8 protein-coding genes and 5 pseudogenes are annotated in these 14,508 nt (G+C 65.4%); 9 read left to right on the top strand and 4 right to left on the bottom strand.

The window, feature by feature from the left end; translation table 11 throughout:
- A partial coding sequence (locus WS69_RS34420) for a hypothetical protein (RefSeq protein ID WP_231747051.1) occupies positions 1 to 206 on the top strand: 206 nt, incomplete at its 5' end.
- Positions 207 to 368: 162 nt separating this feature from the next.
- On the opposite strand, the pseudogene WS69_RS01400 reads toward WS69_RS34420, so the two are convergent.
- Positions 369 to 584 (bottom strand): annotated as a pseudogene (locus WS69_RS01400) (phage terminase large subunit family protein); the annotation flags it as partial.
- Between the two features lie 293 nt (positions 585 to 877).
- On the opposite strand from WS69_RS01400, the pseudogene WS69_RS01405 reads away from it, so the two are divergent.
- The 4 pseudogenes from WS69_RS01405 to WS69_RS35425 all read left to right on the top strand — a co-directional run.
- A pseudogene (locus WS69_RS01405) lies at positions 878 to 1,135 on the top strand (transposase); the annotation flags it as partial.
- Positions 1,136 to 1,274: 139 nt separating this feature from the next.
- A pseudogene (locus WS69_RS01410) lies at positions 1,275 to 1,620 on the top strand (phage virion morphogenesis protein); the annotation flags it as partial.
- 713 nt (positions 1,621 to 2,333) lie between these two features.
- Positions 2,334 to 3,488 (top strand): annotated as a pseudogene (locus WS69_RS01415) (trypsin-like serine peptidase); the annotation flags it as partial.
- Positions 3,489 to 3,581: 93 nt separating this feature from the next.
- Positions 3,582 to 3,796 (top strand): annotated as a pseudogene (locus WS69_RS35425) (hybrid sensor histidine kinase/response regulator AtsR); the annotation flags it as partial.
- Positions 3,797 to 3,879: 83 nt separating this feature from the next.
- Here WS69_RS35425 and WS69_RS01420 read toward each other — a convergent pair.
- Both WS69_RS01420 and WS69_RS01425 read right to left on the bottom strand, forming a co-directional pair.
- Positions 3,880 to 4,854, bottom strand: coding sequence for a LysR family transcriptional regulator (locus WS69_RS01420; RefSeq protein ID WP_059469059.1), 975 nt, complete (start codon positions 4,852 to 4,854; stop codon positions 3,880 to 3,882).
- Between the two features lie 205 nt (positions 4,855 to 5,059).
- Complete coding sequence (locus tag WS69_RS01425; RefSeq protein WP_059469060.1) at positions 5,060 to 7,435, bottom strand: penicillin acylase family protein; 2,376 nt, start codon at positions 7,433 to 7,435, stop codon at positions 5,060 to 5,062.
- A 398-nt stretch (positions 7,436 to 7,833) separates the two neighbouring features.
- Here WS69_RS01425 and WS69_RS33955 point away from each other — a divergent pair, with 398 nt between their 5' ends.
- The 4 genes from WS69_RS33955 (at position 7,834) to WS69_RS01440 (ending at position 13,708) form a co-directional block, all read left to right on the top strand.
- Positions 7,834 to 8,445 carry a hypothetical protein gene (locus WS69_RS33955; RefSeq protein ID WP_197419190.1) on the top strand — a complete coding sequence of 204 codons (612 nt, stop codon included), beginning with the start codon at positions 7,834 to 7,836 and terminating at the stop codon, positions 8,443 to 8,445.
- Positions 8,442 to 9,035, top strand: a complete 594-nt coding sequence (locus tag WS69_RS35235; protein WP_250645203.1) for a type VI secretion system baseplate subunit TssF — start codon at positions 8,442 to 8,444, stop codon at positions 9,033 to 9,035. The genes WS69_RS33955 and WS69_RS35235 overlap by 4 nt, the downstream gene beginning before the upstream one ends.
- Positions 8,992 to 10,551: a type VI secretion system baseplate subunit TssF gene (tssF, locus tag WS69_RS01435; protein WP_269434729.1), complete on the top strand. Its 1,560-nt coding sequence runs from the start codon at positions 8,992 to 8,994 to the stop codon at positions 10,549 to 10,551. The genes WS69_RS35235 and tssF overlap by 44 nt, the downstream gene beginning before the upstream one ends.
- Positions 10,552 to 10,627: 76 nt before the next feature.
- Positions 10,628 to 13,708: a transglycosylase domain-containing protein gene (locus WS69_RS01440; RefSeq protein ID WP_059469062.1), complete on the top strand. Its 3,081-nt coding sequence runs from the start codon at positions 10,628 to 10,630 to the stop codon at positions 13,706 to 13,708.
- 25 nt (positions 13,709 to 13,733) lie between these two features.
- On the opposite strand, the gene WS69_RS01445 is transcribed toward WS69_RS01440, so the two are convergent.
- Complete coding sequence (locus WS69_RS01445; RefSeq protein WP_059469063.1) at positions 13,734 to 14,423, bottom strand: phosphoribosyltransferase; 690 nt, start codon at positions 14,421 to 14,423, stop codon at positions 13,734 to 13,736.
- Positions 14,424 to 14,508 lie beyond the last annotated feature (85 nt).

The following is a 14,508-nucleotide window of genomic DNA, read 5'->3' on the forward strand; positions in this document are numbered from 1 at the left end:
AAGCGTCAGGCATCCGCAGCGTCGCTACCCCGCAAACATCATCTTCCAAGCACGGCCACTTCAAACGCTCAATTCCAAAACGCCGTCGTTTAGTGTCGGATTTGGACCGGCGTTCACAGCACGTCGTCGAGCATCACAACGCGCTTTCCCGCCGCTTGCAGCCTTTCTATCGTATTACCGTTCCCGTTCGAGCTGCCCAGGCATGAACCCGTGCAGCGTCGGCTTGACGTTCGGTCCGACGCTTTCGTTCAGATAGTTTTGCCACGCGGCAGACATGATGACCGTTCGGACGCCCTGCTCCGCCAATGCATACGTCATCACCGCATTGTCGTGCTCGACGCATTGGCGATGCGTTTCCTCGAAAGCTGGGTCAGTTGCATGGGCCGACATCGTTTCGTCATCCTCTGCTTGATCGCCATGAACGACGCGGCCAGATCGACCCAGCCCGCGTCGAATTGCAGGCGGCCGTTGCGGATGACGGACTGGCCCTTGAGCACGAGGCGGGGTTTCACCTCGGGCGAGTAGTTCAGCGCGACCGCGGCCGGGAAGAACTTGCACACGAGCGGGTAGACGCCTTGCCCCATGCAGTCCATGCGCGAGCGTTCCCCCGTTCTTCCCATACGAAGACGGGGACGGCACGTGGTCGCAACGTCCGTAGGGGCTGCGCCAGCCGCCTGAGCCCGACGAAGGGAAATCGCCGCGCTTTCGGCCCGGCAAACGCGATCCGGTCTGACCGTGTCCTTCGTGCGAGCCGTACCGCACCGAGCAACGGCATATCGCGCGGCGAATCTGCAGCGCCGTCGGCGCAGCGGCCGGCGCCATGAGCGGCGCCGCTGCCGTGCTATCCGGCGCCGAGATCGGCTCGGCCCTCGCTGTACGCATGATCCGCAAGCATTTCGACGGCATCGCCGCCTGCACGCAAACGCGTCAGACCAACAGTTTCCTGGAAGCGCTCAACGGCCTGTTTCAGGCCGCCAAGCGACGCGCGCGCGGTTACGCCAAACTTACCACCATGCGTACCGTGCTGTTCCCGATCGCCGGCAAGCTCGACTTCGCTTCGATCAACCTGCATGCCGCACACCCCACTCAAATTTCAACGGAGCCACGAATCGGGAAGAGCAACGCAACGGCATGACATTCATCGCAGATATTCTGTCGAGCAACGCGGCCGGCCTCGCGATTAAGGTGAAGCTCCCGGAAGCATTGTGGTCGGAACGGACGAAAACGGCGATCGGACAGTCGAGCATATCGACAGCGGCCGACGCGTGGCCGCCATGACGGACGATCTTCACACGCTCGAAAAATGGGCCGGCGCGCTGCTCGCCAAACTGTCGCCTGCCGCCCGCCATCCATCGCCGAACGAGCTCGGCCGCGATCTGCGTCGCCGCGCAGCAGAATCCGGACGAATCCGCGTATAAGCCGCGGAAAGTAAAGCGCGGCGGGAAACGCTCGCGCGACAAGGCTGGCCGCGTGGAGCGCAAGAGGATGTTTCGGGAGCTGCGCACCACCCGCTATCTGCGAATCGGCGTCGACGACACGGGCCTCGCGATCGGTTTCGACGAGCGGCTGTCGCGCATCGCCCAGATCCGCCAGAAAGGCCTGAAAGCGCCCGTCGAGCCGCACGACATCTCATGCCGCATCAAATGATTTCCCCGTGGCATGACGCCTCGGCAACGGCAAACGGAACGGGAACACGCGCGGCGGGTATACCTCGCAGTCGCACAGCGCGCCGGGGCTCGCCCACGCGAAGAATTCGCCTGACTGCACGATGCCGCGCCGTCGCGGCCGCGCTCGACCATACATCTTGCTCCATACCGCGATCCCACACAGGATCAGGCGGGCCGCCTGCCTGCCATCCGTGAGCGCCGGGTGCCGGCACTACCATTTCTCGCAGGAAATTTGGGCGGCCACGGAAATCGAATTCTAATTACAAAAAATAATAATCATCATGAAAAAATATAATATCCACCATCGAAAATAAAATGAAAAGCAGATCTACACTTCCTTTCAACAAGACAAAGCACGCATCATATCGACACCATTAAAAATACATTGCCTCAACCACAATACGGCCACCACTTAAAAAACCAATTCCAATCAACACCATATCACCCCGATCTGACGCAAAATATTAAATGCCAATTTAAAAAACAACCCGCCACTCCATCAATTCGACCAACCAAGAACAACAAAGAGAGTTCATTGGGATCACCACCCCATACGACAACCTCGCAGAGCATTTAATTCGCCCGGCATAACTTTCATGCAAACCGAGGGGCGCTTTAAAATTCTGCATAAATTTCGAATCTCGGGAAATCATTCAAAATATGCGACAGGAGATTCAAATGAACAACTTGATCAAAAAAATCACTTTTGCCGCGGTCAGTTCACTGATCGCGACCAGCGCGCTTGCCCAGCTAATCAAAACGCAAGGAGGCGTGACGCAAATCACGTTGCCGGAGCGCGGTCTACAAGTTACTGGGATCGATTTCAAGAACGCTCTGCCGATGCCGCTGCCGAAACCGATCCTGGCGCCGCCCACGATGTTGGATTCGCTGATGTACAACGCCAAGCCGGCTCTCGGCACGCCTGGTTACGCGCGAGGCGGCGCTGGAGACGGCAAGCAGCGGCCGGTGCAACTAGTGGCCCCCGTGAACTTGAATCAGGGCGGAATCGAACCGCAAGAGTACGGATCGTCTAATCAGCCGTACACCACCAGCCAAGTGAACGCATACGGAGACAATACCCAGTATTACTATCCGTTCCGTCCAGCCGGTAAGTTGTTCTTCAACATCGGCTCGGCAACCTATCTGTGTTCCGCATCCCTCATCAAGCCGGGTGTTGTCGTCACGGCAGCGCATTGCGTGGCGAATTTCGGCCAACGACAGTTCTACTCGAACTGGGTATTCGTTCCCGACTATAGCAACGGAACTGCGCCCTATGGCGTGTGGAGCGGGGCATCCGCGACCATCATGACGTCCTACTACGACGGCACCGATCCATGCGCCGTTGCCGGCGTCGTCTGCCAAGACGACGTGGCTGTGATCGTGCTGGTTCCGCAAGGAGGATCGTACGCGGGCAATCGCACCGGATGGTATGGCTATGGATGGAACGGCTACAGCTACAATCCGTCAGGACTCGCTTTGATCGACCAACTCGGTTACCCCGTGGCGCTGGATAATGGCGTCTACATGGAGCGCAACGAATCGCAAGGTTTCGTGTCATCCAGCTACTCGAACAACACGATCATCGGATCGCTGATGACTGGAGGATCGAGCGGCGGCCCGTGGCTCGTCAATCTTGGCATGCCGCCGGCGCTCAACGGCACGGCTTTCGGCAACGCGTCCGCACACAACACCGTGGTCGGCGTGACGAGCTGGGGCTATACGGACACTACGGTGAAACAGCAAGGCGCGTCCCCGTTCACGAGCGGCAACATCGTGACGCTCGTGAATGTCGTATGCAGCAGCACGCCAGCAGCTTGTTGACGGCCATCTAAAGGAGTGCGCCGTGCATGGCGTCGCGCTCGTCGTGCCGATGAGGCACGGCAGGTCAGACGCTTTCTGCGGCGCATCCTCGCAGTTGTCAACGACAACGAGAACGCGCGCGAAACGTCGGGCTCGATGCTGACGGCCCTGGGCATTCAGGTGGATCCGGCGACACCGGCAGGAAGACGGCAATACTCGGCGTGAGCGTGTACGAATCGGCCATTCTCAAAGGGGATCAGACGATCTTCGGCGAATTCATCCCCAAGCCGATTCATCTGGACACGCTCAGCAGCGTCGTCGGCCGGCTCCTCAAACGATCGCGGCCTTTCATGCGCACGCGACCGTTGCGTCGGCGCGCATTCGATGCATGCGAACCCGCTCGACGCAACCGCTACGCCGCGACCTGCCCGCGGCTCGCCTTCCGTTCGCGCGCCGCCACGCCGCCGCGCCAGTCTTCGCCGCCTTCGAGCGCAGGTGTCGAGTCGAACAACTCCGCGATCCAGTCGGCGAACACGCGAACCTTCGCGGACAAATGCCGGTTGTTCGGATAGACGATCGAAATCGGCTTGGGCTTCGGATTGAAGCCCGGCAGCACTTCCAGCAGCGATCCGTCGAACAGGTGCGGCAGCACCATGAACAGCGTCGGCTGGATCATGCCGAAGCCTTCGACGCCGCAGGTCACGTAGGCATCCGAATCATTGACGGTCACGACGCCGTTCAGCTTGACCTCGACCGGCTTGCCGTCGATCACGAACACCCACGGCACCGGCCGCGAACCATGGCTCGCGCGAAAATTCACAGCGTGGTGCGCAGCCAGCTCCGCGATCTCCTGCGGCTCGCCGAAGCGCTTCAGGTAGTCGGGCGACGCACAGGTGACGCGCTTGAGCATCCCGATCCGGCGCGCGACCATCGACGAATCCTCGAGCGGCCCGATGCGAATCATGCAGTCGATCCCCTCTTCGACCGGATCCACCGGACGATCGGACAATCCCAGATCGAGCACGATGTCCGGATAGCGCTGATGGAAGATCGGCAGCGCGGGAATCACGAGCCGCCGTCCGAGCGAGCTCGGCATGTGCACGCGCAGCGCGCCGCTCGGCTTGCGGTTGCCGACCTGAAAGCTCGCGTCCGTCTCCGCGATCTCGGTGATGATCTTGATGCAGTGTTCGTAGTACGCGGCGCCTTCCGGCGTCAGCGACAGCCGACGCGTCGTCCGATGCATCAGGCGCACGCCGAGCAGCGCCTCGAGATTCTGGATGATCGTCGTCACCGACGCACGCGGCATCCCGAGCGTCTCGGCGGCCCGCGTGAAGCTGTTCGCATCGACCACGCGGGTAAAGACTTCCATTGCCTGGATGCGGTCCATGCTATCCCCCTTCGAATCGTCAACTGGGCAGAATAGAGCACGCGGCAGCCCCGATTCAAGCCGCTTCGCGACTATTCGCTTTCGCCGAATAGTCGGGCATTTCGCACGGCAAGGGTCCGCATCCGGATGCGGTCGATTCGGCGGCGGCCTCGACCGGCATCGTCGCCGATCGAGGTCGAACGAGGTCGATCATTCGTGCGCCGAACTAAGGCGCAAAGCGCAGCGTATGCTCGGTCGGCCCCGGCAGGAACGGCATCGGCTCGCCCTTCACCCACGCCTCATGGCCCGCCAGAAAGAACGGGCTGAGCGGATGCCCGCTCTGCCCGCCCGGCATGTTGAAGAGGCCGTCCTCCTCGTGCCCCGGCGACACGACGATCCGCTCCGACTGCCCGAACTTCGGTCCGGCGACGCGCGGCATGTTCGCGTCGCCCGGCACCTGGTCGGCGGGCGCGGACAGCCAGCGTCCCACGAGCGGCACGCTGCGCGCGAACGGATGCGCGATCCGCAGCGTGTTGCGCTCGCCCCAGGTCGCGTCGGCGAGCGGCGCGCCCGTCCCGGTCAGTGCGGCAATCGTCCGATCGATCGCCGTCAGTTGCACGTCGCGCCAGCTCGCCGCGTCGGGCGGCAGCCACGCGGCGGGCTGCTCGTCGAGCAGCCGCGCGATCACGACCGGCCAGCGCGGATTCGCCAATGCGTAGTCGGCGTCGGGCTGCTGCTGCTTCAGCCGCGCGTCGAGACTGCCGAAAATCACGTCGTAGAGCCGATGCAAATAGCCGCGCGCGAGCGTGTACCCGACCGAATCGATGCTCGCCCGTCCCGTCCAGCCGTTCACGAGCAGCCGCCGGAATTCCGCGCGCGCCGGATGGCCGGCGAGCGCCGCATCGTCGAGCACGCGCAGCGCCCGGTCGCGCCACGGTGACATGAAGCGCGCGCGATCGTCGAGATCGAGCCGGTACGCGGACCGCTCGTCGGTGCGGCCGAGCGCCGTCAGGCCGTCGCGCAGCTGGCGCGCGCGCGCGCCGAGGTCCGCGCCGCCGTCGCCGATCAACCGGTACGCATCGCTCGCCAATTGCCGGTTGTTCGCTGTCCACAACTGACCGCCGGCAGGATCGACGATGCGCGGATACGCGTCGGGCGGCAGCGCCGCCTGCCACGACAAAGCGCCGCTGTCCGGCCGGCTTCTGCGGTCAGGCAACGCGCCCGCGATCGTCCAGCCGATGCGCCCCGTGCTGTCGCCGATCACGATGTTCTGCGCGGGAAGGCCCGCCGCGTTGGCGATCCGGATCGCATCCTCGATGCTGGCCGCACCGGTCATCCGCGCGAATGCCAGATTCACCGCGCCGCTCGACTGCGCGATCCAGTGCGCCGCATAGAACTTGCCGCCGATGTCGCGCACGGGGCCGGCCGTCGTCTCGAGCACGGTCAGATCGACGGGTGCGCCGCCGCGGACGCGAATCGTCTCGATGCTCTCGCGCGCGGTCTGCCATCCGTCGCCGAGCCTGAAGCGGCGCGGATCGCGCGCGTCGCGCTCGAGCGGCACGAGATCGAGGCAGTTCGCGTAGCCGTTCGTGAAGCCCCATGCGATGCGCCCGTTGCTGCCGACGACGACGGCCGGCAAGCCGGGCAGCGTCACGCCGACGACGCGCGTCGCCGGCCTTGCGCCGCCCGACGACGTGAACGCCGCGCGATACCAGATGTTCGGCAAGCCGAGCGACAGATGCATGTCGTCGCCGACGATCGCGGCGCCGCGCACGCTGCGGCTGCCCGCGAGCACCCAGTTGTTACTGCCGACCGACGATCGTTCGTCGAGCGACACGCTGTCGATCGGCGCGGTGGGTCCCGCTTCGCGCAGCCACGCGGGCGCGGCCGCGCTGACCCGCGCGACCGGCGCAGCGACGCCCGACGCATCGAGCGGCGCATCGAATCGGCTCGACGACGGCAGCAGAAACGCGAGCTGCTCGGGCGTCGAGTGCACTTGCAGCCAGTGCCGCGCGAACTCGCGCGACGCGAGCCGGCCTTGCAGATCGAAGTACATCGCCCAGATCACGAGCATCGAATCTTCGAGTCGCCACGGCTGCGGCTGCATGCGCAGCAGCGCGTATTCGAACGGGCGCGCGCGCAGCGCCGCCAGACCGTCGTTGACGCCTTGCGTGTAGCGCTGCAGCAAGCGCAGGTCGTCGGGCGGCAAATGCGCGACGACGGCCGCAGCGAGCGCGCGGAATCGGAACAGACGATGATCGCGATCGACGTCGAGCGCGATCGGCCCGAACAGCTCCGACAGCTCTCCCGCGCCGCTCCTGCGCAGCAGGTCCATCTGGAAGAAGCGGTCCTGCGCATGCAGATAGCCGATCCCGTAAGCGGCGTCGAACCGGTCGCGCGCGGAAATCGTCGGCACGCCGAACGCATCGCGCTCGACTGTCATCGGCGCGCCGAGCGTCGGTGCGCGGACCTCGCCGTCGAGCTGCGGGAGACTCGAACGCAGATACGCCGCCGCGCCCGCGATCGCGAGCAGCAAGCAGAGCAGGATCAGGCCTGACAGGATCTTCAGGTGGCGCCGCATGCGGTTCCGGGTCGAGGCCATGGTTGCGCGAATCCGTGAGTTGCGCCGGCGCGCCGCCTGCCCGATTCCGGGCGAAGGGCGGCCGCGCTTGCGGGTTGAGCGGTGAATCGGCGCCGTCTTCGGTGCTTTCTTCACGCGCCGAAGGCGGCCTGGCGCCGCGCGTCGACATCGATCGTCACATCTTCGCCGACAGCTTGATCGCGTGTCATGTCATCCGCGCGACCTGCCTCGAATATCCGGCAGCAGCGCGCGTTCCGTCAAGGCACCGCGCGCCGAAGAAGCGGTGGCTTTTGCGCTCGCGCACGCGCCGATACGGTTGATCCTTCTTGCGCTTCCGGCACTCGCCAATATGGCGAATCGCGCTGCAGCCGTTTGCACATGCCGACGCAAACCAAACGACAATCAGCCGCCACCGTCAGATGTTTCAATTCGATGAACGGATCGAGCGTGCCATATCGAACGAGACAACGAATGGTTACGATAATCCGCCGTTGCACCGAAAATCGCCGGGCATGGACGCGGGCCGGACAACGTCGTCTCAGCGATTGTCATACCGACCGCTTCAAACATTAAAAATACCTTTCGTATCATGCAGTCGCATGATCACCTCGAATGTTCATCGTTACCCCAGTCAATCCTGGTTTAATGATGCGGCTGCAAGCAGCGATCGTCCGTTAGCATTCGATAATTCCGCGGACGTCGATTCGAACGAAAAAGCGGCAATAATGTGGCCGCTCGATGCCTATCCGGAAAATGACGGTAGCGACTTCTCGTTCGCTGCTTCGAGATTCGCCACGACGCGCTTGCGTCGCATTCGAACGCGCCGCGCGGCCGATGACCCCGACGGCAACGCCATCATCCGGCACTTAATGAATGACGCGAAATCATCCTCGCCTGAATTCCGGGAACCCGGCCGCCATCCGCCGCAAGCGGCACGCCGTCGGCCCCGGCGCGCCCGCGCAGCGCGCGTGACAGCGCCCCGCATGCGATCACGCGAATCGGCTCGAACCCGGATCGGCTCTTTCCAATGAACGACCTCCTCCCCCACTACGAACGCGAAATCGCGCTGCTGCGCAACGCGGTGCGCGAATTCGCGATGCGCCATCCGAAGATCGCGACGCGCTTCGGCATCGCCGATGGCCACAGCGACGATATGCACGTCGAGCGCATGCTCCAGTCGTTCGCGCTGCTCGGCGCGCAGATCGGCGAGTCGCTCGACGACGACTACCCGGCATTCACCGAATGCACTACTCGAAATCACATGCCCCGATTATCTGCGTCCGTTTCCCGCGTGAGCGATCGCGCAATTCGGCGCGGCGTCGACGTTCAGCCAGTTGACAGAAGGCGTGACGATCCGGCGCGGCGCCACGCTCGAAAGCGGGGTCGGCGCGAACCGGTTCCGCGCCGCGTAGACGTCGCACTCGCGCCCGTGACGATCGTCGACGCACGCTATCGCCCGGCGTCGGCCGCGCCGTCCGCCGCGCGGATGCCGCCGTCGTCGACCGGCATTGTGTCGATCACGTTCGATTCGCTGACCGCCCAGCCTGTGCTCGCTGCGCCGCGCGCGCAGCCTGCGCGTGCACCTGCACGGCGATGCGCCGCTCGTCGCCGCGCGCCTTGACGCGTTCGCGATGCGCGTGCCGACCGCGTTCGTCGAGCCCGACGGCGACGGGCGCTGGAAACCGCTGTCGAAGGCGCCGCTCGCGCCGGTGGGATTCGCCGACGAAAGCGCGCTGCTCGATTCCGCGCACAGCGCATCGCCGTTCCGGCTATTGATGGAATATTTCGCATTCCCGGCCAAATTCGATTTCGTCGACATCGACGTCGCGCGTATCGCGCGCGCCACCGGCACGGGCAGGCGCATCTCGCTGCATCTGCCCGTCGTCGACCTCGCAATGGATTCGTCGCATGCGCACGTGCTCGACACGCTTTCCGCTTCGAACCTGCGTCTCTTCTGCCCGCCGATCGTCAATCTGTTCAGCCAGGATGCGATGCCGATCTCGCTGCGAGACGCTGCGACCGCACATCGCGTCACGTCGCGGGCACTGAAGTCGAACGGCATCGAAGTGCGATCGATCGACGCGGTGCGCATCGCGCGCGAAGGCGAGCAAGGGGAGAACCTCGACGTGACGCCGTATCGCTCGCTGCTGCATGGGCGGCGTGGTCGCGACGAGCAGGTCTACCGGATCGCCGAGCGCGATCCGTGCGCAGACGGCGCGCAATCGACCTCACCCACGTCGCTCAGGCTCATCGACGCGGACGGCGCGCCCGTCAAGCCTCGCGGCGCTCAGTTGAACGTCGAGCTGAACGGCACGAACGGCGGCGATCCGCAGACGCTGCCGATCGGCGATCCCGAAGGCGACTTGCTCAACGAGAAGGACAATCTGCCGGGCCAAATCACGATCCTGCGCCGGCCGGCGCAGCCCCGCCGGCTCCCGCGCGACCACGGCGCGCTCTGGCGTTTGATCGCGGCGATGACGCCGCACGCGCTGCCGCAGCAGCCGTCGGGGCTCGGCGCGCTGACATCGCTGCTCGTTCAGTACGCGGCGCGCGCGTCGAGCGCGGTTCCGCCGATCGACGGCATCGTGAAGCTCGATCACAAGGCCGCCGTGCGCTGGATGGCCGTGAAGCCGATGCCGACGTTCGTGCGCGGCATCAAGGTCGCGCTGACGTTGAACGAAGCGGCGTTCGTCATGAGCAGCCTGAAGGTGTTCATTGACGTGATGGACAGCTTCGTTGCGCCGCACGCGCCGCGCGGCGGCTTCATCCAGCTCGTCGTGCATTCACGGGACACGGGCGAGAACTGTATCGATGCGCGCCGCGCGGCGGGATCGCGCAGCTCGTGTAGCTTCGCTCGCCGATCCGCACGGCGAGCGAAGCTACACGATTTTGTGAAGGCGCACCGCCGGATGCCGCCGTTCGCCGCGTGCGTTCAGTGCGAGGATCCGATGGACGCTGCGTTACGCGATCGCCTGAATCGTCGACGAAGGGTCAGCGAAGGTTCAAGTCGCGAACCTCGATCCGTACGACCAGTCCGCACCGCACCATTTCCGAGCATCGCCGCACATGTCGCGCCATATGCCGCGCGAACGCGGACACGTTTCCACGGATTGTGGTTTTTCCGAGTCAATCCGTAGCGTGATTTCCACAATTCAGTACTAAACTAAGCAAAATGGGCTCGGCAAGTGCCGGCGCCCGCCGGGAGACGCCGCCATGAATCGGCCGCTGATTCGGATTCCCCTTCGCCCGACCGGAACCCTGTCGTTCTGGAAAGCGCTCAAGTGGTCGCTGATCGCGATCGTCGCGGTCGCGCTCGCGATCGTCGCGCGCCTCGTCCAGATCGAGATCGAGACCTCCCGGCTGCAAGCGCGCTTCTTGTCTGAACTGACGCGCGACGTCGGCTACAGCGTCGACGAAGGCGCGAGCGACCGCATCCGCTTCCCCGAAAACGGCCCATACGACCTGCGTCTCGGCTATGCGCTGCTGCCGTCGTTCCAGCAGCGGCTGCTGTCGCACGGCTTCGTCGTCGCGTCGCAGGCGCGCGCGTCCGACCGGATGCTGTCGCTCGCCGACGACGGCCTCTTCCTGCCGTACGACGAAAAAGACCAGGCCGGCCTGTCGATCGTCGACTCGACGGGCTCGCCGCTCTTCGGCGTCGCCTATCCGCACCGCGTCTACCGCGACTTCGAGACGATCCCGCCGCTCATCGTGCAATCGCTCCTCTTCATCGAGGATCGTTATTTGCTCGATCCGAACCAGCCAAACCGCAATCCGGCGCTCGACTGGGGGCGTTTCAGCCGCGCGCTCGCCGACCAGGGGCTGCGCTTCGTGAACCGCCATCAGGCGACGCCCGGCGGCAGCACGCTCGCGACGCAACTCGAGAAATTCCGCCACTCGCCCGACGGCCGCACCGCGACGCCGTCGGAGAAGCTCCGGCAGATCGCGTCGGCATCGGTGCGCGCGTATCTGAACGGGCCGCAGACGATGGCCGCGCGTCAAGCGATCGTCGTCCATTACCTGAACTCGGTGCCGCTCGCCGCGCGCGCGCGCGTCGGCGAAATCACGGGCATCGGCGACGGCCTCACCGCGTGGTACGGCCGCGACTTCGATGAAGCGAACCGGCTGCTCGCCGCGCCGACGACGCCCGACAACGTCGACGCACAAGGGATGGCGTTCCGGCAAGTGCTGTCGCTGATGATCGCGCAGCGCGCGCCGTCGTACTTCCTGAATCGCGGCTACCCGACGCTGCAGCGGCTCACCGACAGCTACCTGCGCCTGCTCGCGACAGGCGGCGTGATCACGCCCGCGCTGCGCGACGCCGCGCTTGCCGCGCACATCGAGCGCAGCGCGGCGCCCGCCGCAACCGAAGCGCAGTCGTTCGTCACGCGCAAGGCGGTGACGTCCGCGCGCTCGCACCTGCTCGGCGCGCTCGGCATCGACAACGTCTACCAGCTCGACCGCCTCGACCTGCGCGCGACCGACACGCTGAACGACAAGGTGCAGCAGGCGGTCGCCGCGGGCCTCGCGCGCGCGGCGACGCGCGACGGCGCGCGCGAGGCCGGTCTCTACGGCTTCGAGATGCTGCGCCCGGGCGACGATCCGTCGAAGATCCTGTACAGCTTCACGCTCTACGAGCGCCGCAACGGCGCGAACCTGCTGCGCGTACAGACCGACAGCGTCGACCAGCCGTTCGACATCAACCAGGGCGCGCGCCTGAACCTCGGCTCGACCGCCAAGCTGCGCACGATCGTCACGTATCTGCAGATCATCTCCGAGCTGCACACGCGCTACGCGGACATGAGCGCGGCCGAGCTCGCGAAGGTGAAGCCCGATCCGACCGATGCGCTCACGCGCTGGTCGCTCGATTATCTCGCGCACACGCCGGACCGTTCGCTGCCGGCGATGCTCGCGGCGGCCGTCGAGCGCAAGTATTCGGCAAATCCGGGCGAGACGTTCTACACGGGCGGCGGCGCACAGAGCTTCACGAATTTCGAGAAATCCGACAACGGCAGGATCCTGACCGTGCACGTCGCGTTCCAGAACTCGGTGAACCTCGTGTTCGTGCGGCTGATGCGCGACATCGTCCATTACGAGATGCTCCGCACGAGCGGGCCATCGGCGTCGTGGCTCGACGATCCCGCGCAGCGCCAGCGCTATCTGCTGCGCTTCGTCGACGCAGAGAGCCGCGTGTACGTGAAGCGCTTCTACACGAAGTACGCGGGCAAGCCCGGCGACGACGCGCTCGCCGCGATGCTCGACAACGTGCGCAAGTCGCCGCCGCGCGTCGCGACGGTGCTGCGCAGCGTCGCGCCCGAGCAACCGCGCGCGTGGTTCGACGCAAAGATGCGCACCGCGCTGCACGGTACGCCGGCCGCGGCGAAACTGTCGGACGACACGCTCGAAAAGCTCTATGCGAAATATGCGATCGACCGATTCAACCTCAACGATCGCGGCTACATCGCCGGCGTGCATCCGCTCGCGCTGTGGACCCTAGCGTATCTGCGCCGGCATCCGGGCGCGTCGCTCGACGACGTGCAGAAGGCGAGCCGCGACGCGCGGATCACGTCGTACGCGTGGCTCTTCAAGACGCGTTATCACGCGACGCAGGATCGCCGCATCAAGCGCATGGTCGAGCTGCGCGCGTACGACGCGATCGGCGAATCGTGGCGTGCGCTCGGCTATCCGTTCGATCATCTGACGCCGTCGTACGCGGCGGCGATCGGCGCGTCGGGCGATCAGCCGGCCGCGCTCGCGAAGCTCGTCGGCCTGATCGCGAACAACGGCGCGAAGGTGCCGAACGAGCGGATCGCGTCGCTCGAGTTTGCGCACGGCACGCCGTACGAGACACGTTTCGTTCGCGCGGCCGCGCAGCCGCAACCGCTGCTGTCACCGGAGATCGCGAACCAGGTGCATGCGCTGCTCGGCGACGTCGTGCAGAAAGGCACGGGCCGCCGTCTCGCCCAGGGATTGACGTTCCCCGACGGCCTGACGCTGCCCGTGTACGGCAAGACCGGCACGGGCGACCAGCGCTTCAACGTGTACGCGCGCGGCGCGCGCTTGATCGAATCGCGTAAGGTCAATCGGAGCGCGACGTTCGCGTTCTCGCTCGACGATCGATTCTTCGGCGTGCTGACCGCCTACGTCCACGAGCCGTACGCGGCGCGTTACGATTTCACGAGCGCGATGGCGGTGCAGTTGCTGAAATCGCTCGCGCCGGCGCTGCAGCCGCTGACGACCGCGCCCGCCGAGCCGAGCGCGAACGAAGCGACCGCGAAGGCCGCCGCCGCGGGTTGATCGGACATCGCGCGGCCGGCCGCATTCAGTCGGGGCCGGCCGTCGAAGCATCTCCTTCGCCCGGCCGCTCCCACTTGCGCGCGCGGCCGAGCAGCGCCCGCACCTCGTCGTCGCTCGTCTGATCGAAGTCCCGATAGAACTGGCCGATGCCCATCAGCCAGTCCGGCCGCATCACGCAGACGATCGCGTCCGCCGCCGCCTTTACCTTCTCTGCGCTGCTCGGCGATGCGACCGGCACCGCCGCGACGAGCTTCGCCGGCTTGCGCTCACGCACCGCTTCGATTGCGGCGAGCATCGTCGAGCCCGTCGCGATCCCGTCGTCGACGACGATCACGGTCCGGCCTTCGACGTCGGGCGGCGCGTGATCGCCGCGATACGCGGCCTCGCGCCGTGCAAGTTCGTCGCGCTCGCGCGCGATCGTGTCGGCGAGCTCGCGTTCGGACACGTGCATCGCGCGCAGCACCGATTGCTCGAGCAGCACGACGCCGCCCGTCGCGATCGCGCCCATCGCCAGTTCCGGATTGCCGGGCGCGCCGAGCTTCCTGACGATCAGCACGTCGAGCTTCACGTGCAGCGCCTTCGCGACTTCGTACGCGACCGGCACGCCGCCGCGCGGCAGTGCGAGCACGATGACGTCGCTGCGGTTCGCATAATCGGCGAGATGCGCGGCGAGCTGCCTGCCCGCATCGACGCGATCGCGAAAATAATCGTTCATCACGCCTCCTTCGCCGCGTCGCGATCGACATCCTCGCGATGCCGCGGCTCGTTCGATTGCATGCGCTTGCATGCAGGAATGTGCG

Source organism: Burkholderia sp. BDU5, assembly GCF_001522845.1.
GTDB classification, from domain to species: domain Bacteria; phylum Pseudomonadota; class Gammaproteobacteria; order Burkholderiales; family Burkholderiaceae; genus Burkholderia; species Burkholderia mayonis.